The sequence below is a fragment of the Saccharopolyspora sp. NPDC047091 genome (assembly GCF_040643635.1).
Classification (GTDB): Bacteria; Actinomycetota; Actinomycetes; order Mycobacteriales; family Pseudonocardiaceae; genus Saccharopolyspora_C.
The window spans coordinates 1-25,069 of the sequence record NZ_JBEYUS010000070.1; the positions used below are offsets into that span (position 1 = coordinate 1).

The window sequence follows — 25,069 nt, forward strand, 5'->3', positions numbered from 1 at the left end:
GGCAGGTAGCTACCCGCCAGCCACAGCACCAGGAACGGCGTCACGATCGGCGCGACCAGAGTGGACACGCTGCTCATCGCCACCGACAGCGCCGTGTCCCCCTTCGCCAGGAACACCATCACGTTCGACGAAGTACCGCTCGGCGCACAACCGACCAGGATCACCCCGACCGCCAACTCCGGGCTCAGCGGGAGCACCACCGTCAACAGCCAGGCGAGCAGCGGCATGATCACGAAGTGCGCGACCACCCCGATCGCGAACGCCACCGGACGACGTGCCACATAAGCGAAATCCCGCGGCTCCAACGTCATGCCCATCCCCAGCATGATCACCGCCAGCAACCACGGCACCACCGAGGTCCACCCCGCGAACAAGCTCGGGAAGACCAGCGCGACCGCACCGGCCACCAGCACGATCAACGGGAACCAACGACCGACCAGCTGACTGAATGCTGCTATGCGCGAGAGCATCGTTCCTCCACGCCAGGCGGCCCCGGCAACGCTGCCGGTACGACGGTAGATATACCGCGTGGCCGAGCGAAATTACCGCACGCGGGCCGACGCCTTCCAGACCTTCGTGGCACGATCGCGGAACAATCTCGCTCTTTCCCTTGGAGCGGAAGGGTTTCGCCCACGGGCAGCCCGGTTCTCCGCGCCGTTGCTCGGATTTCGGATCGACGAAGGTGGTGATGTCCGTGGACACCGGGGCTGAATCCTCCGGCGACGGCCGCGCGAGTCCGGAAGCGACGGACGAACGCGGCGCACCGCGCCGCTGGCTGATCATGGCGGTGCTGAGCGCGGTGGCGTTCATGGCCCAGCTGGACTTCTTCATCGTCAACGTAGCCGTGGACGGCATCGGGCGGTCCTTCGGCGGGGCGTCGACGGCGGCGATGTCCTGGGTGCTGTCGGCCTACGCCATCGTCTTCGCCGCGCTGCTGGTGCCCGCGGGGCGGCTGGCGGACCTGCACGGCCGGAAGCGGATGCTGCTGGCCGGGGTCGCGGTGTTCACGACCGGTTCCGCGCTGGCTTCGTTCGCGCCCACGTTGCCGGTGCTGGTGGCCGCCAGGACCGTGCAGGCGGTCGGTGCGGCGATGAGCGTGCCGCCGTCGCTGGGCCTGCTCTACCCCAGCTTCCCGCCGCGCCAGCACGCCCTGGTCGTCGGGTTGTGGGCCGGTGTGGCGGGTGTGGCCGCCATGGCCGGGCCGCCGCTCGGGGGGCTGCTCGCCAGCCTGGACTGGCGGTGGATCTTCCTCATCAACCTCCCGATCGGCGCCCTCACGCTCGTCGGCGGCGTCCGGCTGCTGCCGGAGGTCCGGGAACCGGCCGGTCGCCCCCTGCCGGACGTGGTGTCCACCGCGACCCTGTTCGCCGCGGTGAGCTCGCTGGTCCTGGCCACCACCCAGGGTCCGCAGTGGGGCTGGGGCAGCCCGTGGACGATCGGGCTGTTCGCCGCGGCGGCGGTGTTCGCCGCGGTCACGGTGCGGCGCGGCTTCACCGCGGCGGCACCGGTCGTCGAACCCGCGCTGTTCCGCGACCGGGAGTTCACCGCCGCCGTGTTCGCGCTGTTCAGCCTGTTCGCGGGATTCGCCGTCTACCTGTTCGGCGGAGCGCTGTTCCTCCAGCAGGTGTGGCACTTCAGCGTGCTGGAGGCCGGGATCGGCATCGCCGCGGCTCCGATCGTCTCGGTCGGCTTCGCGATGAACGCGGGTCCCCTCCGTCGCAGGTTCGGCCGCGTGCTGCCCGCCGCCGTCGGCACCCTCACGATGTCCGCGGCGGCGGGGTACTGGCTGCTGACCGTCACCGACGTCCCCGCCTACTGGTCGGCGATGTTCCCCGGCCTGGTGCTGATGGGCGTCTCGGGCGGCCTCTCCCAGGCGCCCCTGTTCGCCGCCGCCGGTGCGCTCGCGCCCGACCGCGCCACGACCGGCAGCGCGGTGCTGAACATGAGCCGCCAGATCGGCAGTGCGGTCGGAGTGGCCCTGCTGGTGGCGATCGTGGCTTCCGAGCCGTCGGCCGGAACCTTCGGGCGCGCGTGGACCCTGCAGCTGGTGCTGGGCGTCCTGGCCTCGGCCTGCGTGCTGCTGGCGCACCGCCGAGGCACCGCCGACCGCGCGCACCGGCGCACCACCTCGCGGGCCGCGGAGGGGTGATCCGCGCCGGGGCGCGTTCCCTACACCGCGGTCGGGGGCGCGTTCGAGGCGGCCGCCGCGACGAACGCCTCGAGCGCGCTCAAGGTCGGCTCGTCCCGGCCGTCCACCAGCGGCAGGTAGTAGTCGACGATGTCCCGCCGGGCGCACGACGAGGCCAGGTCGGGGTCTCCGAGCCGGATCGCGTCGACGATGGCGCCGTGCCGCCGGACGAAGTCGTGCTTGACGGCGGCACCGCCCTTCACAGTGGCGTCGCCGATCAGCCCGGCCATCGCCGCTCGCACGGCGCTGGTGGACAGCTCCAGCAGCCGGTTGCCCGAGGCGCGGGCGACCGAGACGTGGAACTCGATGTCGGCGGCGATGTACTCCTCGTTCGTGCCGCTCTCGACGGTCGTCTCGACGGCCCGCTGGGCCCGGACGATGCCGTCGATCTGGGCCTCGTCGCGGCGTTGCGCGGCGAGGTGGCAGGCGGTCGTCTCGACCAGCATCCGGAACCCGATCAGGTCGCCGAGCGAGAGCTGGGAGTACCGCACCAGGTCGAGCAGCGAACGCTCCAGGTTGGCGCCGTCGGGCATCCGGACGATGGCGCCGCCGGTGGGATCGTTCGGGCGCAGGACCACGACTCCCGCGCTCTCCAGCGTGCGCATCGCCTCGCGGACGGTCGGCCGGCTCACGCCCATCTGGGCGCACAGCTCGCGTTCCGACGGCAGGCGGTCGCCGGGCTGGAGCTGTCCCTGGAGGATCTTCTCCTCGATCTGCGCCTTGACCGCCTCGTGCGCGCGCGTCCGGGCGACCGGAGCGAACTTCGGGGTGGGCACCTTCGCACTCCACTCGTCGAGTCGGTTGCGTGACAGCAGCTTCTCCGCGTTCGCCGACCCGCGAAGCGGCGCCGACGTGCGCAGCATAGACAGGTCGACCTGCGCGGATGCCCCGGCCCCGCAGGCGCACCGCCCGGACGGGCCGCCTGGTCCGCGCCGTCACCGGATCGTCTGGGTCAGCCGCGGCAGCGCCGACGGTCCGCCGGTCGTGCCGGTCGTCGCCCCCTGCCGACCGTGCGCCACCGGAACCAGCGCGATGTCGGCCGGGTGCCCGAGCAGCGCGTCACCGCACGCGGCGAAGCAGGACTCGGCCGCCTCGATCATGTAGTCCCAACCGGAGGACAAGGCGTGCACGCGCTGCACCCCCGCGAGACCGCTCAGCTCGCCCGCGGTGGGACGTCCGTCCCCGGTGAACCGCACGAAGGCGAGCACGCAGCCCTCGGCGGCGGCGCGGGCGCTGATCCGCGCGTGGTAGCCGCGCACCACCCCCGAGCGCTCCAGCCGCCGCAGCCGCACGCGCACCTGGGCCCGGGACAGGCCGACCCGGCTCGCCAGGTCGTCCACATCGGCGCAGGCGTTCGACCGGAGCAGGCTGATGAGCATCCTGTCGGCGACGTCGACCTCGGGTCGGGGTGACGTCTCGGTTTCCGGACAGCCGGTCCACTGGTCCATCTCTGCCTCCGTCTCGGCACCGAAGAGCTGGTGGCTCCGGTGGTTCTCGCCCGACGGCGGAGCTCGGCGGTCGGCCGGAGTCCGTCGTCGGTGCGCGGAAGACCTGGTCGGCCGGTCCGCCGCAGCAGGGAGCGGGCGCGGGCGCAGCGCGACAGCCGGGCGGACGCGCTCGTCCCTCCGGCCGCACCTCACGGGTTCTCGCTCCAGCACTTCCCGGCGGTGGCCCCGGTCACTGGATCTGGGTGACATCAGCATGCTGGTCAGTCCAGTAATCCATGTCAATCGTGCAAGTCGTGCGATCGCGGGGCGCACGGCGGTGCGAACAGCACCGCGACCACGCGGAACAGACGTACGATGTGCGCGCCGAAACATCGTCAAGTGTCATCCGACACCGGCAGCGGAGGAGCGTTCGATGACGGAGAAGGTGCGCGCGGCCCCGGTCGACCACCAGGCGGCGGCAGGCCCGGTCGTCCTCGACGAGCTGGACCGATCGGTCCTGGAGTTGTTGCGCGCGGACGCGCGGATGTCCGTGCGGGCGATCGCCCGGGAGCTGAACCGTTCGCCGGGAGCCGTGGGCGAGCGGATCGCACGGCTGGAGGCGGCGGAGGTCATCACCGGCTACCACGCGCAGGTGGACCTGGCCCGGCTCGGGTACATGCACACCCTGGTGGTGGTGCGCACCAACGACGACCAGCACAGCGACAGCTGCGCGGAGGCGCTGTCCCACCTGGACGAGGTGCACACGGTCTGGGTGGTGACGGGATCGTGGGACCTGGTCGTCGAGTGCTACGTCCGGGACGCGTTCCACCTGCGGGAGCTCCTGCAGGGCACGTTGCGCGGCGTCGAGGGCGTGGTCCACACCGAGGCCATGATCGTGCTGGACAGCGTCGGCGCCGCGGGCCGGCCGGAGGACGAGCTCGACCGGCCGGTCGGCTGATCCCGCGGCTCCGTTCACCGGCATGACGATCATACGTTCAGCATGATCCCCCGCTGGTAATCAAATGCTGTTTCCAGCAGATCAATTCTGACCAATTGACTGCTACGCTGACGGGATGGGAGCACTTCGATCAGCGACGATCACCGGTGTCCGATCCATGTCCGGAGCGCGGTCCCTGCTGATGGCGGCCGGAGTGGCGCGGCGTGACCTCGGCAAGCCGATCGTGGCCGTCGCCAACAGCTACACGCAGTTCGTGCCGGGGCACGTGCACCTGAACCAGGTGGCCGAGGTCGTCGCCGAGGCGGTGGTCGAGCACGGCGGCGTGCCGCGCGAGTTCAGCACGATCGCCGTCGACGACGGCATCGCCAACGGCCACCTCGGAATGCTGTACTCCCTGCCCAGCCGCGAGCTGATCGCCGACTCCGTCGAGTACATGACGAACGCCCACTGCGCCGACGCGCTGGTGTGCATCTCCAACTGCGACAAGATCACGCCGGGGATGCTGATGGCGGCCCTGCGGCTGAACATCCCGACCGTGTTCGTCTCCGGCGGCCCGATGGAGGCCGGTCGCGCACCGGCCTCGGTCCCCGAACGGCTGCGCACCCAGGACCTCGATCTGATCAGCGCGTTCTCCGCCTCGGCCGACCAGCGGCTGTCCGACGAGGAGCTGGCCGCGGTCGAGGACAACGCGTGCCCCACCTGTGGCTCCTGCTCGGGCATGTTCACCGCGAACTCGATGAACTGCCTGGTCGAGGCGATGGGCCTGGGCCTGCCCGGCAACGGGACGCTGCTGGCCACGCACGCCGACCGGCGCGCCCTCTGCGCCGACGCGGGCCGCACCGCGATGGAGCTGGTCCGGCGCTGCTACGACCACGACGACGAGACCGCGCTGCCGCGCTCGATCGCCTCCCGGACCGGCTTCCGCAACGCGATGGCCCTCGACCTCGCGATGGGCGGGTCCACCAACACGATCCTGCACATCCTGGCCGCCGCCCGCGAAGCCCGCGTCGACTTCGCGCTGGCGGACATCGACGAGCTGTCCCGCTCGGTGCCCAACCTGTGCAAGGTCGCGCCGAGCAGCCACTACCACGTGCAGGACGTGCACCGGGCGGGCGGAATCCAGGCCATCCTCGCCGAACTGGACGGGGCCGGGCTGATCGACCGGTCGCTGCCGACCATCAGCGGCGCCACGGTGGGCGAGCAGCTCGACGCGTGGAACGTCCGGTCGGCCGCGGCCGCGCCGGACAAGGCCCGGTTCTTCCGCGCCGCTCCGGGCGGAGTGCGCACGATCGCCCCGTTCAGCTCGACGCAGCGGTACCCGGACCTCGACACCGACCGGGAGAAGGGCTGCATCCGCTCGCCCGAGCACGCCTACTCGCCCGACGGCGGGCTGGCGGTGCTGTCCGGGAACCTGGCGCTCGACGGGTGCGTGGTCAAGACCGCCGGGGTCGCCGACTCGATGCTGCGGTTCACCGGCCCGGCGAAGGTGTTCGAGAGCCAGGAGGAGTGCACCGAGGGCATCCTCGGCGACCGGGTCGAACCCGGCGACGTCCTCGTGGTCCGGTACGAGGGCCCGCGCGGCGGCCCCGGGATGCAGGAGATGCTGCAACCCACGTCATTCCTCAAAGGACGCGGCCTGGACACCTCCTGCGCCTTGATCACCGACGGCCGGTTCTCCGGGGGCTCCGCCGGGCTCTCGATCGGGCACGTGTCCCCGGAAGCGGCCGCGGGCGGGGTGATCGGCCTCGTGCGCGACGGCGACCCGATCACCATCGACATCCCGGAGCGGGCGATCTCCGTCGACGTGCCCGACGCCGAGCTCGCCCGGCGGCGCGGTGCGGTGCGCGAGCGGCCGGGCGGTTTCCGGCCGGCCGCGCGGGTCCGGCCCATCAGCGAGGCGCTGCGGGTGTACGCGGCGCTCGCCACCTCCGCGTCGACGGGCGCGGTGCGAGACCTGGACGAGGCGTTCGCCGAACTCCCCTGACAGTCCCTGCGGGTGCAGCGGTGGAACCGGGCGAACGCGGCGCACCCGCAACGCGGTCGCCGGACCGGACTCGTCCCCGCGGCCGGAGGACCGCCAGCCCCGTCCGCGGTGCGCCGCCGACTCCGGCGATCGGCGGAGCCGTGCCGAACCGAGCACCTCACCGGGGCGCGGTTCCGGTGAACCGCCCGCGAGGCCACGACGACGACCTCCCCCGCCCCGACGCCGCGGACCCGACGGCCGCGCGGAGGACCGTCAGCGTTCACCGCGCGAGGGCGGGGAGCCGACCTGCCCGGAAGCGGGCTCGTCGCCCGCGGCCGCCGTGCCGGTGAGCCGCGTGGCGGCCCAGGTGGCGAGCAAGGTCATGGCGTCGGCCGACGGCGTGCCGGGCTCCGGGCTGTAGGCGGTGAGGACCAGACCGGGGTCGGCGGGCAGCGGCATCGTCTCGTAGGTGACCGTCACGTCACCCACGACGGGGTGGTGGAAGTCCTTGCTGCCGGTGTGGTGCAGGCGCACGTTGTGCTTCGCCCACCGGGTGCGGAACTCGTCGCTGCGCGTGGACAGCTCACCGACGAGGTCCGAGATGCCGCGGTCGTAGGGGTCCCGGCCCGCGTCGGTGCGCAGCAGGTTCACCGCGCTGTCGGCCATGAGCTCCCAGTCGGGGTAGAACTGCCGGGCCGCCGGGTCCAGGAAGCAGAAGCGGACGAAGTTCACCGGCCTGCTCGGATCGGGGTGCAGCGGATCCGGGTAGAGCGGCGAGTAGAACGCGTAGGCGAGCCGGTTGGCGCACACCAGGTCCTGGCGGGCGTTGCGCACGAACGCGGGCACCGCCATGGCGTCGAGCACGCGCTGCACCATCGGCCGGACGGTCCTCGCGCGGCGGGGACGCGACCGCTGCGGCCCGGTGATCACGCTGCGGTGCAGGTCGAACAGGTGGGAGCGTTCGGCCTCGTCGAGCTGCAGGGCGCGGGCGACGGCATCGAGCACGCCCTCCGAGACGGTGTTGACCTTGCCCCGCTCGATCTGCGTGTAGTAGTCGACCGAGAGTCCCGCCAGGGTCGCGACCTCCTGCCGCCGCAGCCCGGGGACGCGGCGCTTGGTCGCGTCGTACACGGGCAGGCCGACCTGGTCCGGGGTGATCCGCGCGCGCCGCGACGCGAGGAACGCGCCGATCTCCACCTGGTTCTCCTTGCTCACGGCATCGACGCTACGACCCCCGGTGCGGTGGTGCCAGGTGCTGCGAGGGGGGTGCTGGCGGCACCCCCCTGGACTTCGCCTCCCACCTCGGCTCCGCCCGGCGTTGCATGGGTGTCGAGCGCCGGGGAGGGCCCGGCGACGAGCCACCGGGAGGACGGGGCGTTGAACGATCCGCAAGGCGGCACCACCGGCCGCACGCGGTTGCCCGGGCTGGTCCACGTGATCGCCGCGGGCATCTTCTTGATGGGCACCACCGAGTTCATGCTCGCGGGCCTGCTGCCGGAGGCCGCGGCCGACCTCGGGGTGGACATCGCCCGGGCCGGGTCGCTGATCACGGCGTTCGCGGCCGGGATGATCATCGGCCCGCCGGTGATGGCGCTGGCGACGCTGCGGCTGCCGCAGCGGGCGACGCTGGTGCTGGCGCTGCTGGTGTTCGCCGCGGGTCACGTCGTGGCGGCGCTGAGCGGTTCGTTCGCCGTGGTGACCACCGCTCGGGTGATCACCGCGCTCGCGACCGGGACGTTCTGGGCCGTCGGCGCGGTGGTGGCCACCGGGGCCGCCGGTCCCGGCGCGAGCGCGCGGGCGTTGGCGGTCATGTCGGGCGGCCTGAGCCTGGCCGTCGTAGCCGGTGTGCCGCTCGGGACCGCCGCCGGTCGGCTCACCGGATGGCGAGGACCGTTCTGGTTGCTGGCGGCGCTGGCCCTGCTGGCCGCCGCGGCGGTGCTGCGGTCCACGCCCGCCGCCGCGCGCGAACGCGCCGGCGACGCGGACCGTCCCGCACCGGTGCGCGCGGAGCTGTCCGCGGTGCGCCCGTGGCGCACGTGGGTGGTGCTGGGCGCGATCGTGCTCGCCCAGGCCGGATTCCTCGGTGCCTACAGCTACATCAGCCCGCTGCTGACCGGCCGCGCGGGTGTCCCCGCCGCTTGGGTGCCGGTGGTGCTGGCCGGGTTCGGGGTCGGTGCGCTGGCGGGCACGGCGCTCGGCGGCAGGCTCGGTGACCGGCGTCCGCTGGCCACCGTGGCCGGGGCGGTGGCGCTGACCGCGGCCGAGCTGGCGGTCCTGGCTCTCGCTCCGGCGCACCCGGTGGTCGTGGTCGTGCTGGTGGTGCTGCTCGGCGCGTCCGGGCTCGGGGCGAACCCGGTCCTGATCGCGCAGGTGCTGCGGCACGCCGGGCAGGGATCGGCGCTCGCCTCCTCGATGGCGACGGCCGCGTTCAACCTCGGTACCGCTGCCGGTTCCGCCGTGGCCGGGGCGACGCTGTCGAGCGCGTGGTGGCTGGCGGGCCCGGCCGCGCTCGGCGCGGTGGTGACCGGGTCGGCGCTGCTGCCGATCGGACTGCTCGCCACAGCCCGGGCGCCACGCAGGCGCAGCGGCGAAGTCCGCACCCCGGCGCCGGTCGGCTGAACCCACGGCGACGGCGTTCCCAGGAAGCACGAGGAGGAGAAGGACCATGCGTGGTGTCGTACTGCACGCCCCCGGCGATGTGCGGGTGGAGGACCGGGAGGACCCGGTGCTCATGCACCCGACCGACGCGATCATCCGCCCCTCGGCGGTGTGCGTGTGCGGTTCGGACCTGTGGCCGTACCGAGGGATCGAGGAGGTCAGCGGCCCGACGCCGATGGGCCACGAGTACGTCGGCGTCGTCGACGAGGTCGGCAGCGCGGTCAACACGATCCGGCCGGGCCAGTTCGTGGTCGGTTCGTTCTTCGCCTCCGACGGCACCTGCGAGATCTGCCGGTCCGGCTACCAGCCCTCCTGCGCGCAGCGCGTCGCGATGGGGGCGATCGGAACCCAGGCCGAACGGGTGCGGATCCCGCTCGCCGACGGCACCCTCGTGGCCACCCCCGAACACCCGCCCGCGGACCTGGTCCCGGGGCTGCTGGCCGCCTCCGACGTGCTCGGCACCGGCTGGTTCGGGGCCGTCGCGGCCGAGGCCGGGCCCGGCAAGACCGTCGCCGTCGTCGGGGACGGTGCCGTGGGGCTGCTCGCGGTCCTGGCCGCCCGGCGGCTCGGCGCCGAACGCGTCATCGCGATGAGCCGCCACCCCTCCCGCCAGGAACTCGCCCGCGAATTCGGCGCCACCGACGTCGTCGAAGAACGCGGCGACGACGGCGTCGCGCGGATCGCGGAGCTCACCGGTGGGCTCGGCGCGCACAGCGTCGTCGAAGCCGTCGGCACCCAGGAATCGATGATGCAGGCCATCCGCTCCACCCGGCCCGGCGGGCACGTGGGCTACGTCGGCGTCGCCCACGACGTCGCGCTGCCCGGCCACGAACTGTTCTTCTCCCACGTCCACCTGCACGGCGGACCGGCCCCGGTGCGGCGGTACCTGCCCCGTCTGGTCGACCTCGTCTGGCGGCGCGAGATCGACCCCGGCAAGGTGTTCGACCTGACGCTGCCGCTGGAGCAGGCCGCAGCGGGCTACCAGGCCATGGATCGACGCAGCGCCGTCAAAACCCTCCTCACCCCCTGAGCACCAGCACCGACGAACGGAAACGAGCACGCAGTGCAGATCACCCGCAGCAGCAGCCTCGACACCCAGAAAGGCCCCGCCGACTGGTTCACCGGCGACGTCTACATCGACCCGGTCGCCGCGCCCGCAGGCAGCTCCACCTTCGCCGCCGCGGCCGTGCACTTCACCCCCGGAGCCCACACCGCCTGGCACACCCACCCCCACGGCCAGACCGTCTTCGTCACCGAAGGAGTGGGGCGGTGCCAACGCGAGGGAGGACCGGTGGAAACCATTCGCGCCGGTGACCGGGTCTTCTTCGAACCCGGCGAGAACCACTGGCACGGCGCCGCCCCCAACCGGTTCATGGTCCACATCGCCATCCAGCAGAACGACGACGCGGGGAACCCCGTCACGTGGGGCAGGCACGTCACCTCCGCCGAGTACGAGGTCGCACCCGAAGAACCGGCCTGACCACCTGCGACCGGCCCGCGGGCCCGGGGAGTCACCGCTGACCCGGACCTGCGGCGCCACCGGCCGGGTACCACCGAGCGGCGCGGGCGGTGCGGCCGCCGCCGACGCCCATCGGCAGGCTCGGTGGCCCGGAGCAGATCGCGCACCCCGCCCGCTGCTCGTGCGGCCCGGGCGGGGTTTCGCGGTCGGTGCCGCCCTTCGGCGGCGGCTCGATCTTCAGCGCGCCGACGACGGCGGCGGTCGGCAATCCCGTTCGTAGCCGCATTTTCGGGCCCGGCTCCCGAATTCTCCCCACCCGGCCCCAACCGACGGTTCAGAGCACGAGCGGTCTCGGGCCCGAACCGCGCACGGGCTCATCGCCGCATTCCCGCGACCGGCAAGCGCAGATCCTCGATCCGCATCTCCGTCCCGCGGAGCTCGATCGGCGGACCATCGCGGCAGCGCGAGTCGGTGCACCGGGCGAAGGGGGTTCTCGTGGTACCTGCGCCGACAGGCTCTCCCCGGCGCCCGGAATCCTTGCCAACCTGGTCGAGCCGGGCCGGGGACGGCCCAGCGGGAGGAGCCCACGACGGCCACCCGCGAGCCCGTCCCGGTCGCCGCGAGCACAAGCCCGGCGGCACTCCGCGGACGCGCGGCGGCTCGATCCGGTTGCAGCGGACGCGCGTCCGCGTCCACGCAGGACTCCACGACGGGAAGAACGAAAACCCATGGCGGAAGACCAGTTCACCGCGCACGCGGACCTCTTCGACCTGAGCGGGAAGCACGCGCTCGTCACCGGTGGTACCAGGGGCATCGGGATGATGGTGGCGCGCGGCCTCCTGCAGGCGGGCGCCCGCGTCGTCATCAGCTCGCGCAAGGCGGACGCGTGCGCTGAGGCGCAGCACCGGCTGTCCGAGTTCGGCGACGTTCGCGCGATCCCCGCCGACCTGTCCAGGCACGACGAGTGCCGGCGCCTCGCCGATCTCGTCGAAGCCGACTCGGGACGCCTGGACGTCCTCGTCAACAACGCGGGAGCGATGTGGCGCGAGCCGCTGGAGACGTTCCCGGACGAGGCGTGGGACACCGTGCTCGACCTCAACCTCAAAGCGCCGTTCTGGCTGGTGCAGGCACTGCTCCCCGCACTCCGCCGGGCGGGCACCGGTGGTGATCCCGCGCGGATCATCAACATCGGCAGCATCGCCGCCATCCACGTCGCCGGGTCGCCCAACTACTCGTACGCCGGCAGCAAAGCGGCACTCCACCAGCTCACCCGGGTGCTCGCCAGAGAACTGGGCCCGCAGCACGTCACGGTGAACGCGGTAGCGCCGGGGCCGTTCCCGTCGCAGATGATGGCGTCCACGCTGGAGGCCATCGGCGACGAGATCGCCGCGAAGGCCCCGCTGCGCAGGCTCGGCCACGACGACGACATGGCCGGTACCGCCGTGTTCCTCGCCAGCCGGGCCGGGTCCTACCTCACGGGCGCCGTCATCCCGGTCGACGGCGGCATCGCCACGACCGCATCGGGCACCTAGACGTCGGCGCGGGACAGCGGGAGGCGGGACCTCGGGCGCACGTCCGCGGTCCCGCGGTCCCGCGGGAGCACCCGTACCCGATCCGCGTCCGTGCGGGGCCTGGCCCCCGGGCACTCGCCGCCGCCCTGCGGGCCATCTCGGGCGGCGAGAGCCTGCTCCCCTGCTTCGGGGCCGGACACACCACCGGCCGTCGCCAGCCGCGACGCCGTGCGTGCGGGGTACTGGCAGCACCTCCCTCCGCCCGCGGGCAGGGCCTAGGGTGAAGCGGTGACCACGCTCGACCTGCGCACCGAGATCAAGGAGTTCCTGAGCTCGCGCCGTGCGCGGATCACGCCCGAACGGGCCGGACTGCCCGCCTACGGCGGCCACCGCCGGGTCGCGGGTCTGCGCCGCGAGGAGGTGGCGCTGCTGGCCGGGGTGTCGGTCGACTACTACGTGCGCCTGGAACGCGGCAGCCTCGCCGGAACCTCCGACGGGGTGCTCGACGGGTTGGCCGCCGCCTTGCAACTCGACGAGGCCGAGCGGGATCACCTGTTCCACCTCGCGCGGCGGTCCAGGGTTCGCGGCGGCCCGAGCCGCCGGCGACCCGCCGCGACGGTGCGTCCGGCGCTGCACCAGGTGCTCGCCGCCATCACCGGTGCGCCCGCCTGGATCTGCAACGGCCGCTACGACGTGCTGGCCGCGAACCGGCAGGCCCGCGCGCTGTACGCGCCGGTGTTCGCCGACACCCGACGACCGGCGAACACGGCGCGGTTCGTGTACCTCGACCCCGCGGCGGCGGAGTTCTTCGTCGACTACGACCGGATCGCGCGCGACGTGGCCGCGAAGCTCCGCATGGAATCCGGCCGCAACCCGCACGACGAGGAGCTGGTCGGCCTGGTCGGTGAGCTCTCGACGCGCAGCGAGCTCTTCCGGCAGCGGTGGGCGTCGCAGGACGTCCGGCTGCACCGGTCCGGGCGCAAGCGCCTGCACCACCCGGTGGTGGGCCGGCTCGACCTGGACGTCGAGTCCGCGGAGCTGTCCGCCGAACCCGGCCTGCTCCTGAACGTTTACACCGCATCCGAAGGCACGCCGACCGCGGACGGCCTGGCCCTGCTGGCGTCGTGGGCGGCAGGCCGGGAGGGGCTGGCGACCGGGATCAGCGCGCTCGGCTGAGGTGCCGGCCGGTCGGCGCTGCCCGATCGGCGAGCGCTCCGGGCTCTGGCCTGGATCGTCCTGCTGCGCACCGAAGATCGGGTGGGTACGACCAGGGACGAACCCCGGCCGGTAGCGCCGGCGCACCTGCACCGACCGCACGTCGCCGCGGCGCGCGGAGGACCGAGCACCCGGGCACGCCGTGAAGAACGGGCCCCGGACTCACCCGTCGACGGCTCGCCCGGCTTCGGCGGCCACGTGCCGCAGCCAGCTGTGCGCGGGGTCGCGTTCGTGCATCGGATGCCACCACAAGGACTCGACCAGGTAGCCGAGCTCGAAGGGCAGGTCGACGACGCTGACGTCCGCGGTCGACTGCAGGCGGGCGATCCGCTCCGGCACCAGGCCGAGCCGATCGGTGCCCGCGACGAGGTGCGGGACGGACAGGAAGTTCTCGGTGATGACCGCGACGTCGAGCCGCGAACCACCGGCGAGCAGGCTGGGCATGGGAGACAGCGCGGAGAACGGCGGCTGGTAGGCCACCACCCAGGTCCGCTCGGCGAAGTCCGCGGCCACGGCGTCCGCGGCAGTGCCGGACGAGGCCACGCACACCCACCGGTCCCGGTAGAGGTGCGTGGAGGGGAAGTTCACCAGCACGCCCTGCGGCAGCACGATCCCGTCGACCGTGCGCAGGTGCTCGGAGGCCCGCTGGACGAGGTGGGTGGTGCTGTGCTGGAACTTCAGCCGCACGTGCGGCGCGCGCTCGCGGACGAGGTCGGCCAGGGCGCGGCCGAAGATCGGCAGGTGGCAGTCCGCGACCACCAGGGTGAACTCGTGGTCGGATCGTTCCGGGTCGAATTCCGGCCGGGTCTGGAAGACCCGGTCGGTCCACATCAATGCCTGCGTCGTGTGCTCGGCGAGCCGTTCCCCCAGCGCGGTCAGCTCGTAGGCGTTGCCGGTCCTGGCGAGCAGCTCGTCGCCGAAGTGGCGCCGCAGCCGGGCCAGCGCGGTGCTCAACGTCGGCTGGCTCAGCCCGAGCCGTTGCGCCGCCCTGGTGACGCTGCGCTCTTGCAGCAGCGCGTCCAGGGAGACGAGCAGGTTCAGATCCAGCCCCATCGCACCTCGCCCGGTCATCGGCGTTCCCGATGACCAACATAGGCGATCTCGGCTTCCCCGATGGTCCCGGCTGCCGCAGGATGACGGACATCAGCGCGGATGTCGTTGTCCGGCAAGGAGATCCGGCCACCGGCTCGCACCCGTTCCGCGCCGAACGCCGAGGAGGTAGTCCGTGTCGCCGTGTCACGTCCTGATCGCCGGAGGCGGAATGGGAGGGCTCTGCCTGGCGCAGGGACTGCGTCGGCGCGGGATCAGCTGCGCGGTGTACGAGAGCGCGCCCGGCATCGTGCGGTCCGGCTACCGGCTGCACATGAACGCAGCGGGTGGCGGCGCGCTGCGGCAGTGCCTGCCGGACCACCTCTACGAGCTCTACGTGCAGACCTCGCGCGCGAAGCCCCGCCGCGAACGCCTCGTCCTGCTGGACCACCTGGCACGCGAGCTGGGGACCCGCCCGCACATCGGCCCGGCCAACGACCCGGAACGCCCGCACACGGCGGTCGACCGGCGCGCCCTGCGCCAGATCATGAGCGTCGGGCTGGACGACGTCCTCCACTTCGGACGCACCGTCACCGGCTTCGAGGACGACGGGGAACGCGTGCGGCTGCTGTTCACCGACGGTTCCTCGGCCACCGGCGACGTCCTCGTCGCGGCGGACGGCATCCGCTCGGCGGTCCGCAGGCAGCTGCTCCCGCACGTGGCGACCGTCGACACCGGCGCGCGCGGTGTGGCATCGCGAGCGCCGCTCACGGACGAACTGGTCGCCGCGCTGCCCGCGGCGCTGTTCGACGGCTTCGCCATCGCGACGGGACCGGACGGGACCACGTTCGCCTATGGCGCCTACCAGCCGCGCCGACCGGTCGCCGAAGCGGCGGCCGAGCTGGCCCCCGGCGCCGACATCGACCCGGTCGAGCCGTACCTGATGGTCAACTTCGGCCTGCCGCGAAACGGCCCGCTCGCAACGGAGGTCCCGGACCTGTGGCGCGCCACCCCGGAACGGCTCCACGCCGCGATGCGCACCGCGGTGACCGGCTGGCACCCGGCGCTCGCCGAGCTCGTCGAGCACGTCGACCCGGAGACCCTGCTCCGGCAATCCCTGCGCCACCTGGAACCGGCCGAACCCTGGGCGACCGGCAGGGTGACGCTGCTCGGCGACGCCATCCACGCCATGCCCCCGACCTTCGGCGCCGGGGCCAACAGCGCCCTGCGCGACGCCGCGGCGCTGGCGAACGCACTGCAGCGAGCCGCCCAGGACGACTCCGACCTGCTTGCGGAGATCGCCGCCTACGAGGCGGACCTGCGCGCCGAGGTCTTCCCCGTCCTCCGCGCCTCCGCCGACCCGCGTTCCACCAGCAGCGACTTCCTGCCCGACGACCTGCCGGTCGCCCACCGGTGAGCCACCGGCGGCCGTCGACCGCACCGCGTCCCGCCGTCCGGCACACCCCTCCCCGACGCCCCTGCCCCGCCCCCGCGACCTGCCGCGGGCGTGACCGACCGGCGCGCACCCCGGTCGGCGAACCTCCGGCCAGGTGCGGTGGGTGCCGCTTTCAGGGACCGGGGACTTCGCGGGTGTCGTACGCGGTGCGGGCGGCGTCGATGTGCGGGAGGTTCGCGATGCTCCACTCGAGCAGCGGTGCGGTGGCCTCGCGCAAGGTCCGGCCCATCGTGGTCAGCTCGTAGCTGACGTGCGGCGGCATGACGTTGCGGACGGTGCGCGTCAGGATTCCGTCGCGTTCGAGGTCGCGCAGCGTCACGGTGAGCATGCGCTGGCTGATGCCGTCGACGGCCCGCTTGAGCTCGGTGAAGCGCAACGGCCCGCCCTCGAGCATCCGCACGATCAGCAGCGCCCACTTGTCGCCGACGATGCCGAGGACTTCGCGGGTCCGGCACGGGTCCTGCACGGTTACCTCCTGAGAACCGGGGCACTGAAAAGTGCCGCATTGCCCGGTGCGCGTCGTGGGGATGACGATGTTCTCGGTTACTGAACAATACCGAGGCACGAGGAGGAACCGCAGCACCATGACCACATTTCTGCTGGTGCACGGCGCCTGGCACAGCGGGCGGAGCTGGGACCGGGTGGTCCCGCTGCTGGAGTCGGCCGGGCACCGGGTGCTCGCGCCGTCGCTGACCGGTTACGGCGACAAGGTGCACCTGCTGGGCCCCGAGGTCGGGCTCGGCACCCACGTCGACGACGTCGCCGACCTGATCGAAGGCGAGGACCTCGACGACATCGTGCTCGTCGGGCACAGCTACGCCGGGATGGTCGTCTCGGGTGTCGCCCACCGCGTCCCGAAGCGGATCGCGCACCTGGTGTTCCTCGACGCGATGGTCCCCGAGGACGGCGAGACCGCGGTCGACGTCCAACCGGTCACCGAGCAGCTCATCGACGTCGCCGTGGACGGCTGGCGGGTTCCGCCGATGCCGGAGCAGCCGCCGCCGCTCGGCCTGTTCGGAGTCACCGATCCCGACGACGTCGCCTGGTTGCGCTCGATGCTGTCGGACCAGCCGGTGCGGTGCTTGCAGGAACCGGTCCGGATGGACGACCCCTCCGCCCGCGCGATCCCGCGCACGCACATCCACTGCGTCGGCGGGCGACCGGCGGGCATCACCCGGCGTCCCGTCCCGGCCGGCGAGCGGGTGCGGGAACTGCCGACCGGCCACGACTGCATGATCACCACGCCCGTCGAGCTCGCCGCGCTGCTGCTGGAGGTGGCGTAGTCGGCGCCGCGGGGTGCCCCTCGTTTCGGAGAACGGGCCCGCGCATCGGCCGTGTGCACCCGGCCAGGTGGAACGTCGGTCGATCGTCCACTGTCGACACTCAGGCACTGCGGGCGCAGCGGACTCCGGCATCGCAGGCCACGCCCGATGCCGGGCCCGCCGCGGCGCGCACTCGCACCGCGGACGGTGCACCCATCGGAAAGTTCCCCAGCGGCGAGTTCCCGGGCGAGCCCGCAGAACACCTGCTCGTCATCCGAACGCCCCGCCGGGGCCGGAACCGGCGACGGCGGAAAACCCGATTCCACCCAGCACTTCGACGTGAATCGGACTCCACGTTCGGTTTTTCCGCCGACCGCTCCCACCCTTTCGGAGCACTGACATCCCGCATTATCGCCGTGTCCAGTGGGGTCACGACGCGGCCGTTGCGGTTGCTCGCCCGCCGCCAGGCGGAGCGGGTGGACCGGCTGCTGACCGAGTCCGAGGACTGGTGGCGTTCGGTGCACCCGTCGTCGCGGTGGTTCGCGCAGCGGTACCACGCCCTCGCCCGCGACTCGTTGAACTCGATCCGCCGGCGCGACTACCAGATCCTGCTCCCCGTCCCCCGCACGCAGGCCGCGTGGATTCGCACGAGAGCACTGGGCGGGACCGGGCTCGCCTACGCCCGCACCCGCGTCCGCAGATCTTGATCGAAGTGGCGCACCGGCCCCGCCGTCCCGGTCCGGCGGCCGCGCAACCGCCCGGATCCCGACCCGGTCCGGGTGCGGCCGCCGGTCCGCGCGGGCGCACGGCGGCGGGGGTCAGTACGTCGCGACTCGCACCGTGCGGCCGCCGGTGAGCGTGCTGAGCTGGTCGACGGTCAGCGGTACGACCGTGTTCGGGGTTCCCGCGGCGGCCCAGACGGTCTCGTGCTCGGCCAGCGCCTCGTCGAGCACCGTGCGCACCGGGGCCGGATGTCCCACCGGAGCGACCCCGCCGATGGCCTGGCCGGTGACGGCGCGGACCTGCTTCGCGGTGGCCATCTCGATGCTCGTCGCGCCGAGCTGATCGGCGAGGACGCCCGGGTCCACGCGGTGGCGCCCGCTGGTCATCACCAGCAACGGCTCCTCGTCGGCCTGGAACAGCAGGCTGCTCGCGATCGCGCCGACCTCGCAGCCGAGCGCCGCGGCCGCTTCGGCGGCGGTGCGGGTGGAGTCGGGCAGCTCGCGCACGCGTGCGGTCAGGCCCGCGTCGATCAGGTGCTGCTGCACGATGCGGCTGCGCTCCGGCAGGTGCTCGACATCGGTCATGGTGGTGCCCTTCCTCGCTCGGCGGCGCGGTCCGGTGCGGTGGGCGCGCCATCATCGAGGGCGTCGATGTCCCGCCGACCGGCCGGATCGTCCTCCCGCTTCCACCAAGTGTCTATCACAATGGTCACCATGACTGTCATACTGGTCATCATGAGTGAGGTGCGAAAGCCGCTCGCGGAGAACCTGCGCCGGGTGCGCCGCCAGAACGGCCTGTCCGTCGTGGAGCTGGCGCGCCGCGCGGACATGTCGAGGGCGACGCTGACCCAGCTCGAGGCCGGTGGCGGGAACCCCACCCTGGACACCCTCTACGCGCTCGCCACAGCTCTCGACACGGGCCTCGCCGAGCTCATCACCGAACCGGACGCGCTCGTACCGCCACGCGTCGTCCCCCATGGCGAGGGGACGCGCGTGGTGGGCGAGTCCGTCGAAGCCTGGCTGCTGCACACCACCGCCGACCGAGGGTCCTCGACGGAGATCTACGACTTCCAGCTGCACAGCGCGGCCGCGCAGCACTCGCCCGGCCACCCGCGCGGGACGCACGAACACCTGCACCTGCACTCCGGCCGCATCCGCCTCGGTCCCGTCGGCGCCACCGCCGAGATCGGCCCCGGCGACTTCGCGACCTTCGACGCGAGCCGGGACCACCTGTACCAACGCATCGGGAACCAACGAGTGCGCGGCCTGCTGGTCATCACCCGCACCCAGCCGTGAGCCGACCGGCCCGGCGGGGACGGGCGCGGCGGGCGCCGGGGTGGGTGCCGCTCTCCTACCCGTGCTCCCGGCGAGCTGCCTACGGTGGGCTCATGGAGTCAGCGGTGGCGAAAGCGCTGGACAGCCCGGTGGGCGAGTTCCTCCGGGCTCGGCGCAGGCAGGTGCGCCCGGAGCAGCACGGCCTGGTGCCGGGCGGCGGCCGGCAGGTGGCGGGGTTGCGGCGGGACGAGGTCGCGCTGCTCGCGGGGATCAGCACGGACTACTACACGCGGTTGGAGCAGGGCCGGGAACGGCATCCGTCGGCCAGGGTGGTGGACGCGCTGTCGGCGGCCCTGCTGCTGGACCGCGCCTCGGCGCGGTACCTGCGGGAGATCACGGCGAGCGGAGCCGCCGGAACCGGTGCTCGACCGGATGCGGACGGGATCGGCGCGGCCCGGCTCGGGGCGGTCCGGTCGTTGCTCGACTCGGTGGCCGTTCCCGCGATCGTGGTGAACCGACGGCTCGACGTCATCGCCGCCAACGCGCTGGGCGAGGTGCTGCACGAGGGGTTGGAGCACCGGGGGAACTACGCGCGCATGGTGTTCCTGTCGCCGGGGGCGCGGGAGTTCTTCACCGACTGGCCGGCGCTGGCGGTCTGCGTGGTCGCGGCGCTGCGCGCCAGCGCCGGGCCCGCCGCGGACTCGGTCCGGTTGGAACACCTGGTGGGCGAGCTCGCCGTGCGCAGCGAGGTGTTCGGCACCGCATGGGCACGGCACGACGTGCACGAGAAGTCCTTCGACCGCAAGCGGTTCCGGCACCCGCTGGTCGGCCCGGTCGAGTTCGACCAGCACGTGCTGGAACTCCCCGGCAGCGACGGGCACCGGATCTGGGCGTACCACCCCGCCGACCGCGCCACCGAGGAAGCGCTGCTGAGCTTCGCGTCGTTCGCCACCTTGTCGGACCCCGCACCGGCCGACCGGGGGTAGGCCGCAGGGTGCTCTCCCGGAGCGCCCCTGTTCGACGCCGGACACCGCCGCGCCACCGCGCCACGGGGGAAGGCGCGCCCGGGGCGGCGTGGTCTTCCGGGCACCGACCGGTCGCGGCCTGCTGACCGGGCCCGCCGACCGGGACCGTCGCGCGGCCGCGCACGATCCGCGACTCGGCCGGAACTTCCCGCGCCGCGGCCGGATTCCGCCGCGGATCGCGGCGCCACGACACCGCTCGCTCCCACCCGGCGCGCCTACCGGGGCGGTGCTCCCCCGCACCTGTCCGGAGGAGAACCGCACGGCCGTCGCGCGGCGGATCTCGCCGACCGCACCGCCCGCACCGAATCCGCGGGCGGAAACCACCACCGATAGGGGAAGAACCGTGCACGTGATCACCGGAGCCGGCGGTCGCACCGGCCGCGCGGCCGCATCGCACCTGCTCGCCCACGGCCACGCCGTGCGCGTCGTCGGCCGCGACCCGAGCAGGCTCGCCGACCTGACCGGCCGCGGCGCCGAGCCCCGGCGGGCCGACCAGTCCGATCCGGCCGCGATGGCCGCCGCCCTGCACGGCGCGGAGGCCGCCTACCTCGTCCTGCAGCCCAACTACCTGCCGGACCACCCGGACTTCGCCGCGTTCCAGGACCGGGCGGCGGCCGCGCTCGCCGAGGCCGTCGCGGAATCCGGGGTGCCCCGCGTCGTCGCGCTCAGCAGTTGGGGAGCGCAGCACGCGAGCGGGACCGGGCCGGTCGCGGGGCTGCACCGGTTCGAGGAACGCCTCTCGGCCGTTCCCGGGGTGCACCTCACGTTCCTGCGCGCCGGCTACTACCTGGAGAACTTCCTCGACCACGTCGACTCCGTGCGGACCCACCGCACGATCACCGCACCGTTCGACCCCGACGTCCCGCTCCCGATGATCACCACGAGCGACGTCGGCGTGGCCGCGGCCGAGGAGCTGCTGCGGCCCCGCCCGGGCACCCCGATCGTCCGGGAACTGCACGGCGCGCGGGACGTGACCATGCACGAAGTCGCCCGGGCGATCGCCACCGCGATCGGACATCCCGTGACCTACGAGCGCTGCACGACGCAGGCCTTCGACGAGCGGCTGCGCTCGGCGGGGGTGTCGGACAGCGTGCGCGCGATGATGACCGAGGTTCCGCACGCCGTGAACACCGGTCACCTGCGCGCGGTCCAGCGCCGGACGCCGGACACCACCACCCCGACGTCGCTGGAGGACTTCATCGAAGCCGAGTTCGTGCCCGCGCTCGGCACGCGCTGACCGGTTCCGGCCGGCCCGCGCACCGGTCGGCCCGGCCCGCCGGGTTCACCCGAGCAATGCCCGGCGCAGCCGGCCGCGGGCTCGGAGCAGGCGGGACTTCATCGCGGCGCGGGTGAGGCCGAGCTCGGCGGCGGTGTCGTCGCCGGACCGGTCCAGGACGTCGCGCAGCAGCAGGATCTCCCTGTCCTGCACCGGCAATCCGGCCAGCGCGGCGGCCAGGTCGCCGTGCCGCCCGAGCACGACGTCCTCCACCGCGCGGTCCCCTACCGGAGGACCTTCGGCCGGGGCCGCCCGGAGGGTGCGGCGGGCGAGCCGCAGGCATTCGCGGCCGACCACGCGCGCCAGCCACGCGCCCAGCGCCGTCGCGGTGCGCAGTGCGCCGAGGCGCCGGTGCAGGATGAGCAGTGCTTCCTGCGCGGCGTCCTCGGCGTCTTCCCGCGTGGCGCAACGACTTCGAGCCATCCGCTGACCACCGGGTCGGCACGGGCGATCACCTCCGCCAACGCCCCCGGATCCCCCCGCCGCGCGGCGTCCACGACCTCACCGGACAACACCGAGAGAGCCGGAGGCCCCGACACCCACCGATCATCCACCACTTCGCCACCTCCGAAATTCGACTCCGCACCGCCTCTCAGCGGCGAAGCCGCCGACCACCTGAGCATCCGGCACCGCCGCGGGTTCTCAGCTTTCTCCGCGCGATGACAGCGCTTTCTCCTGTGGCCGAGCCACCGGTGAAAACGATCCCGCAGCGAGGAGAACGCTGAGCTTGCGCCACCCGCGTCGCTACGCAGAACGAGCCGAGCCCCGAGGAATCAAGCAGCCCGGAGCACGCAGGTGCTGCCGCTGCTGCTGGGGATCCACGCGTCGGGGAGAGCGGCGGCGAGCGCGTGGTTCGCGCGCCAGCCGGTGCAGTGCGCGGGCAGCAGCACGTCGGGGCGCAGCCGCACCAGTTCCGCCACGGTCGGGGCGATGACCGGTTCGAACGCGGGTCCGCTCAGGTGCAGGCCGCCGATCAGGGCGTGCACGTCGTCGACCGCGGTGAGCCGCCGGGCGTGCCGCAGGATGTTGACCGCGCCCGCATGGCCGCATCCGGTCAGCACCACGAGCCCTCGGCCGCGGAGGTGCACCACCAGCGCTTGGTCGTCGACGACCTGCGGATCGTGGGTCCACGCCTCCCCCGTCCACCGCTGGTGCGCGGCGGGCATGCCGCGTTCGTACTCGGTGGTGCGGTCGACCTCGCCGGTCACCAGGATCATGCCCTCCACCAGCAGCGACGGGTCGCGCCGCTCGACGATGGCGACGCCTTCGCGCTCCAGCGCGCGCCGGCTCAGCCGCGGGAGGTCGACCAGTCCCTCCAGGCGCCGCGGTGTCCACGCTTCGGGGTGCAGCAGCACCGGCAGGTCGCCGCGGCGGCGTTCGAGGACGCCGAGCAGGCCGCCGGTGTGGTCGTGGTGGCCGTGGCTGAGCACCACCGCCTGCACGCCGCCGAGATCCGCTTCGAGCCGGTCGGCGTTGCACACCACGCCGTCCGGCGAGATCCCCGCGTCGAACAGCACGGTCGACTCGTGCCCGCCCCGGCGCACCGCGACCAGCGCGGAGAAGCCGTGCTCCGCCCTGAGCCCGACCGGGCTCTCCACCTCCTCGAAGGACGGGACCGGAACGGGGCCGGTGGTCACCGCGGCCCGCCGGACCACCGGGCTCTCCGGCAGCAGCGCGTCGAAGCTGTTGTCCATCAGCACGGTGATCCGCACTTCGTCGACCGGTTCGAGCCGGATCGGGTCGACCGCGGTTCCCGCGCACTCGCGGGGCCTGATCCGGTGGACCTCCGCCGCACCGGCGGACGTGGCATCGCACATGGTGGTTCCCTCCGCGTTCTCGTCGCTCCACTTCCGGAGCCGCCTACGAGAGGCGCGGGGTACCGCCGCAGGATTCACCCGCGGAACGTGTCCCTGATCACGTGATGGGCGATTCGGCCGCGCCGACCCGCCGCCGTCCACAGTGGAGCGACGGCCACCGGGCGGCGCCGAGCCCCCTCGGGCCGGGCGGCGCCTCACCCGGCCGCCGGTTCGGCGTGGACCCGGAGCCCGTCCACCAGGAGGTCCAGCAGACGGGCCGCCCTCTCCTCGTTCCCGGGCGAGCGGGAGACGGTGAAGATCCCGATGAGCGCGGCGGCGATGTCCTCGGCCGGGACGTCGCTCCGGAGCTCCCCGCTCGCGCGACCGGTTTCGAGGATGTCGTCGATGGCCGCGAGCAGTTCGGCCCGGGTGCGGGCATGGGCGATCTCGCCCGACTCGACCATCGTGTGCAGGGTGCCGAGCATCCCGTTCTTGGTCGCGATCCACTCCCCGAACAGGTCCATCCAACTCCGCAGCGCCGCGGGTGGGTCGAGCCGGGCGCGGAGTTCGCGGGCGCCGGTGGTGAGCCGCGCGACCTGGTCGGCGTAGACCGCTTCGACGAGCGATTCGCGGGTGGGGAAGTGCCGGTAGAGCGTCGCGATGCCGACTCCGGCCTCGGCGGCGATCGCCCGCATCGACGGCTCGTTCGCCGCCGAGGCGAACAAGCGGGTCGCCACGTCCAGCAGCTGCTGCCGGTTGCGGGCCGCATCCGCCCGCGGTGCGCGGTTCTCTGCATCAACCAAAACGGAACACGCTCCACTTGTGTTAGGGTCGCCGCTAACCGAAGCGTAGTCCGTTTGTGCGGCGACGCGAACCACCAGGGAGACGAGCGTGGCAGAACCGAGCACCACTCCGGCGGACACGAGCCGCGCGGTCCAGCTCGAATCGTTCGGCGGGCCGGAGAACCTGCGCGTCCGCCGGACACCGGCGCCGCAGGCCGGACCGGGCCGGATCCGCGTGCGGGTGACCGCCGCCGGCCTGAACCCGATGGACTGGTTCATGACCTCCGACGCCGACACCGCCGCGCGATTCGGCCTGAGCCTGCCGTGCGGTTTCGGCACCGACTTCGCCGGAACCGTGGATCAGGTCGGCGCCGGCGTGCGCGGTTTCGCGGTCGGAGACCGGGTGTTCGGCGGCGCCCTGTCCCGCTCGATCGCCGACCACGTCGTCGTGGACGAAGCGGGGACCATCGCGGTGGGCGGCGAAGCCCACCGCACCCCCGACGGCGTCGACGACCGCACCGCCGCCACCCTCGCCATCGCGGGCCGCACCGCGGCCGCGGCGCTGGCCGTCGTCGAGCCCGGGCCGGGCGACGCGGTGCTCATCGGCGGAGCCGGTGGCGGGGTGGGCGTGTTCGCCGTCCAGCTCGCCCGCCGAGCGGGCGCACGGGTGATCGGAACGGGGTCGGCGACCTCGGCCGATGCGCTGCGCGCCCTGGGCGCCGAGCCGGTCGCCTACGGCGACGGCCTGGCCGACCGGGTCCGCGCGCTCGCCCCCGACGGCATCACCGCGGCCGTCGACCTGCACGGGACGGACACGGCGCACGTCGCGCGCGAACTCGGCGTGCCCGACGCGCGCATCACCACCATCGCCGCCCAGCTCGACGGGATCACGCCCGCGAACGGTGCCGCCGCACCCCGCGGCGCCCTCGACGAGATCGCCGAACTCGTCGCGGCGGAGGAGCTGCGGGTGCCGATCGCGGCGCACTTCCCGGTCGAGCAGGTCCGCGCCGCGGTCGAACTCCAGGCAGGACGCCACGTGCACGGCAAGGTCGTCGTCGACCTCTGAC

26 protein-coding genes are annotated in these 25,069 nt (G+C 73.3%); 15 read left to right on the forward strand and 11 right to left on the reverse strand.

The features are described from left to right. The coding region (locus tag ABZ805_RS23990) for a bile acid:sodium symporter family protein (RefSeq protein WP_358444388.1) at positions 1–470 on the reverse strand (470 nt) is incomplete at its 3' end. 218 nt (positions 471–688) lie between these two features. On the opposite strand from ABZ805_RS23990, the gene ABZ805_RS23995 reads away from it, so the two are divergent. Beyond that, the gene (locus ABZ805_RS23995; protein ID WP_358444391.1) at positions 689–2,149 is read left to right on the forward strand and encodes an MFS transporter; all 1,461 of its coding nucleotides are present in this window, start codon (positions 689–691) and stop codon (positions 2,147–2,149) included. Positions 2,150–2,169: 20 nt separating this feature from the next. On the opposite strand, the gene ABZ805_RS24000 is transcribed toward ABZ805_RS23995, so the two are convergent. Both ABZ805_RS24000 and ABZ805_RS24005 read right to left on the reverse strand, forming a co-directional pair. Continuing rightward, positions 2,170–2,964 (reverse strand): FadR/GntR family transcriptional regulator, encoded by a 795-nt coding sequence (locus ABZ805_RS24000; protein WP_358444394.1) that lies wholly within the window; start codon positions 2,962–2,964, stop codon positions 2,170–2,172. A 159-nt stretch (positions 2,965–3,123) separates the two neighbouring features. Beyond that, entirely contained in the window at positions 3,124–3,636 is a 513-nt protein-coding gene (locus tag ABZ805_RS24005; protein ID WP_358444397.1) for an Lrp/AsnC family transcriptional regulator, read from the reverse strand. 412 nt (positions 3,637–4,048) lie between these two features. Between ABZ805_RS24005 and ABZ805_RS24010 the strand changes: the two genes are divergently transcribed. Together ABZ805_RS24010 and ilvD are read left to right on the forward strand one after the other, a co-directional pair. Continuing rightward, positions 4,049–4,573, forward strand: coding sequence for an Lrp/AsnC family transcriptional regulator (locus ABZ805_RS24010; protein ID WP_358444400.1), 525 nt, complete (start codon positions 4,049–4,051; stop codon positions 4,571–4,573). A gap of 115 nt (positions 4,574–4,688) precedes the next feature. Continuing rightward, positions 4,689–6,557 (forward strand): dihydroxy-acid dehydratase, encoded by a 1,869-nt coding sequence (gene ilvD / locus ABZ805_RS24015; protein WP_358444403.1) that lies wholly within the window; start codon positions 4,689–4,691, stop codon positions 6,555–6,557. 252 nt (positions 6,558–6,809) lie between these two features. Here the strand turns inward: ilvD and ABZ805_RS24020 are convergent, their stop codons facing one another. Continuing rightward, complete coding sequence (locus ABZ805_RS24020) at positions 6,810–7,751, reverse strand: helix-turn-helix transcriptional regulator (protein ID WP_358444406.1); 942 nt, start codon at positions 7,749–7,751, stop codon at positions 6,810–6,812. 162 nt (positions 7,752–7,913) lie between these two features. On the opposite strand from ABZ805_RS24020, the gene ABZ805_RS24025 reads away from it, so the two are divergent. Genes ABZ805_RS24025 through ABZ805_RS24035 form a run of 3 tightly spaced genes read left to right on the forward strand, consistent with a single transcriptional unit; the run spans position 7,914 to position 10,674 of the window. Beyond that, a complete protein-coding gene (locus ABZ805_RS24025; protein ID WP_358444409.1) occupies positions 7,914–9,155 on the forward strand; it encodes an MFS transporter in 1,242 nt (413 codons plus the stop codon). Between the two features lie 46 nt (positions 9,156–9,201). Further along, positions 9,202–10,224: a zinc-dependent alcohol dehydrogenase family protein gene (locus ABZ805_RS24030; protein ID WP_358444412.1), complete on the forward strand. Its 1,023-nt coding sequence runs from the start codon at positions 9,202–9,204 to the stop codon at positions 10,222–10,224. 33 nt (positions 10,225–10,257) lie between these two features. After that, positions 10,258–10,674, forward strand: coding sequence for a cupin domain-containing protein (locus ABZ805_RS24035; RefSeq protein ID WP_358444414.1), 417 nt, complete (start codon positions 10,258–10,260; stop codon positions 10,672–10,674). A gap of 31 nt (positions 10,675–10,705) precedes the next feature. Here ABZ805_RS24035 and ABZ805_RS24040 read toward each other — a convergent pair whose 3' ends face one another. Then, entirely contained in the window at positions 10,706–10,939 is a 234-nt protein-coding gene (locus ABZ805_RS24040) for a hypothetical protein (RefSeq protein ID WP_358444417.1), read from the reverse strand. Positions 10,940–11,381: 442 nt separating this feature from the next. On the opposite strand from ABZ805_RS24040, the gene ABZ805_RS24045 reads away from it, so the two are divergent. Then, the gene (locus ABZ805_RS24045) at positions 11,382–12,185 is read left to right on the forward strand and encodes an SDR family oxidoreductase (protein ID WP_358444420.1); all 804 of its coding nucleotides are present in this window, start codon (positions 11,382–11,384) and stop codon (positions 12,183–12,185) included. 267 nt (positions 12,186–12,452) lie between these two features. Then, positions 12,453–13,340 carry a helix-turn-helix transcriptional regulator gene (locus ABZ805_RS24050; RefSeq protein ID WP_358444423.1) on the forward strand — a complete coding sequence of 296 codons (888 nt, stop codon included), beginning with the start codon at positions 12,453–12,455 and terminating at the stop codon, positions 13,338–13,340. Between the two features lie 201 nt (positions 13,341–13,541). Here ABZ805_RS24050 and ABZ805_RS24055 read toward each other — a convergent pair whose 3' ends face one another. After that, a complete protein-coding gene (locus ABZ805_RS24055) occupies positions 13,542–14,450 on the reverse strand; it encodes a LysR family transcriptional regulator (RefSeq protein ID WP_358444426.1) in 909 nt (302 codons plus the stop codon). A 154-nt stretch (positions 14,451–14,604) separates the two neighbouring features. On the opposite strand from ABZ805_RS24055, the gene ABZ805_RS24060 reads away from it, so the two are divergent. Then, positions 14,605–15,825 carry an NAD(P)/FAD-dependent oxidoreductase gene (locus ABZ805_RS24060; protein WP_358444429.1) on the forward strand — a complete coding sequence of 407 codons (1,221 nt, stop codon included), beginning with the start codon at positions 14,605–14,607 and terminating at the stop codon, positions 15,823–15,825. 151 nt (positions 15,826–15,976) lie between these two features. Here the strand turns inward: ABZ805_RS24060 and ABZ805_RS24065 are convergent, their stop codons facing one another. Next, on the reverse strand, positions 15,977–16,330 hold the full coding sequence (locus tag ABZ805_RS24065; protein ID WP_358444432.1) for a helix-turn-helix domain-containing protein: 354 nt from the start codon (positions 16,328–16,330) through the stop codon (positions 15,977–15,979). A gap of 118 nt (positions 16,331–16,448) precedes the next feature. On the opposite strand from ABZ805_RS24065, the gene ABZ805_RS24070 reads away from it, so the two are divergent. Then, positions 16,449–17,147: an alpha/beta fold hydrolase gene (locus ABZ805_RS24070; protein ID WP_358444435.1), complete on the forward strand. Its 699-nt coding sequence runs from the start codon at positions 16,449–16,451 to the stop codon at positions 17,145–17,147. Between the two features lie 395 nt (positions 17,148–17,542). Continuing rightward, a complete protein-coding gene (locus tag ABZ805_RS24075) occupies positions 17,543–17,833 on the forward strand; it encodes a hypothetical protein (RefSeq protein ID WP_358444438.1) in 291 nt (96 codons plus the stop codon). A gap of 111 nt (positions 17,834–17,944) precedes the next feature. Here the strand turns inward: ABZ805_RS24075 and ABZ805_RS24080 are convergent, their stop codons facing one another. Then, the gene (locus ABZ805_RS24080) at positions 17,945–18,433 is read right to left on the reverse strand and encodes a YbaK/EbsC family protein (RefSeq protein ID WP_358444441.1); all 489 of its coding nucleotides are present in this window, start codon (positions 18,431–18,433) and stop codon (positions 17,945–17,947) included. A 150-nt stretch (positions 18,434–18,583) separates the two neighbouring features. On the opposite strand from ABZ805_RS24080, the gene ABZ805_RS24085 reads away from it, so the two are divergent. The 3 genes from ABZ805_RS24085 to ABZ805_RS24095 all read left to right on the forward strand — a co-directional run bounded on the left by ABZ805_RS24085 (position 18,584) and on the right by ABZ805_RS24095 (position 21,385). Next, entirely contained in the window at positions 18,584–19,144 is a 561-nt protein-coding gene (locus ABZ805_RS24085) for an XRE family transcriptional regulator (protein WP_358444444.1), read from the forward strand. A 92-nt stretch (positions 19,145–19,236) separates the two neighbouring features. Then, complete coding sequence (locus ABZ805_RS24090) at positions 19,237–20,109, forward strand: helix-turn-helix transcriptional regulator (RefSeq protein ID WP_358444446.1); 873 nt, start codon at positions 19,237–19,239, stop codon at positions 20,107–20,109. Positions 20,110–20,497: 388 nt separating this feature from the next. Next, positions 20,498–21,385: an NmrA family NAD(P)-binding protein gene (locus ABZ805_RS24095; RefSeq protein WP_358444449.1), complete on the forward strand. Its 888-nt coding sequence runs from the start codon at positions 20,498–20,500 to the stop codon at positions 21,383–21,385. 45 nt (positions 21,386–21,430) lie between these two features. On the opposite strand, the gene ABZ805_RS24100 is transcribed toward ABZ805_RS24095, so the two are convergent. The 3 genes from ABZ805_RS24100 to ABZ805_RS24110 form a co-directional block, all read right to left on the reverse strand. Beyond that, positions 21,431–21,847, reverse strand: coding sequence for a sigma-70 family RNA polymerase sigma factor (locus ABZ805_RS24100; RefSeq protein ID WP_358444452.1), 417 nt, complete (start codon positions 21,845–21,847; stop codon positions 21,431–21,433). A 350-nt stretch (positions 21,848–22,197) separates the two neighbouring features. After that, positions 22,198–23,241, reverse strand: coding sequence for an MBL fold metallo-hydrolase (locus ABZ805_RS24105; RefSeq protein ID WP_358444455.1), 1,044 nt, complete (start codon positions 23,239–23,241; stop codon positions 22,198–22,200). Between the two features lie 194 nt (positions 23,242–23,435). After that, positions 23,436–24,023, reverse strand: coding sequence for a TetR family transcriptional regulator (locus ABZ805_RS24110; RefSeq protein WP_358444458.1), 588 nt, complete (start codon positions 24,021–24,023; stop codon positions 23,436–23,438). 88 nt (positions 24,024–24,111) lie between these two features. Here ABZ805_RS24110 and ABZ805_RS24115 point away from each other — a divergent pair, with 88 nt between their 5' ends. Continuing rightward, positions 24,112–25,068 carry an NADP-dependent oxidoreductase gene (locus ABZ805_RS24115; RefSeq protein WP_358444460.1) on the forward strand — a complete coding sequence of 319 codons (957 nt, stop codon included), beginning with the start codon at positions 24,112–24,114 and terminating at the stop codon, positions 25,066–25,068. Position 25,069: the final 1 nt, after the last annotated feature.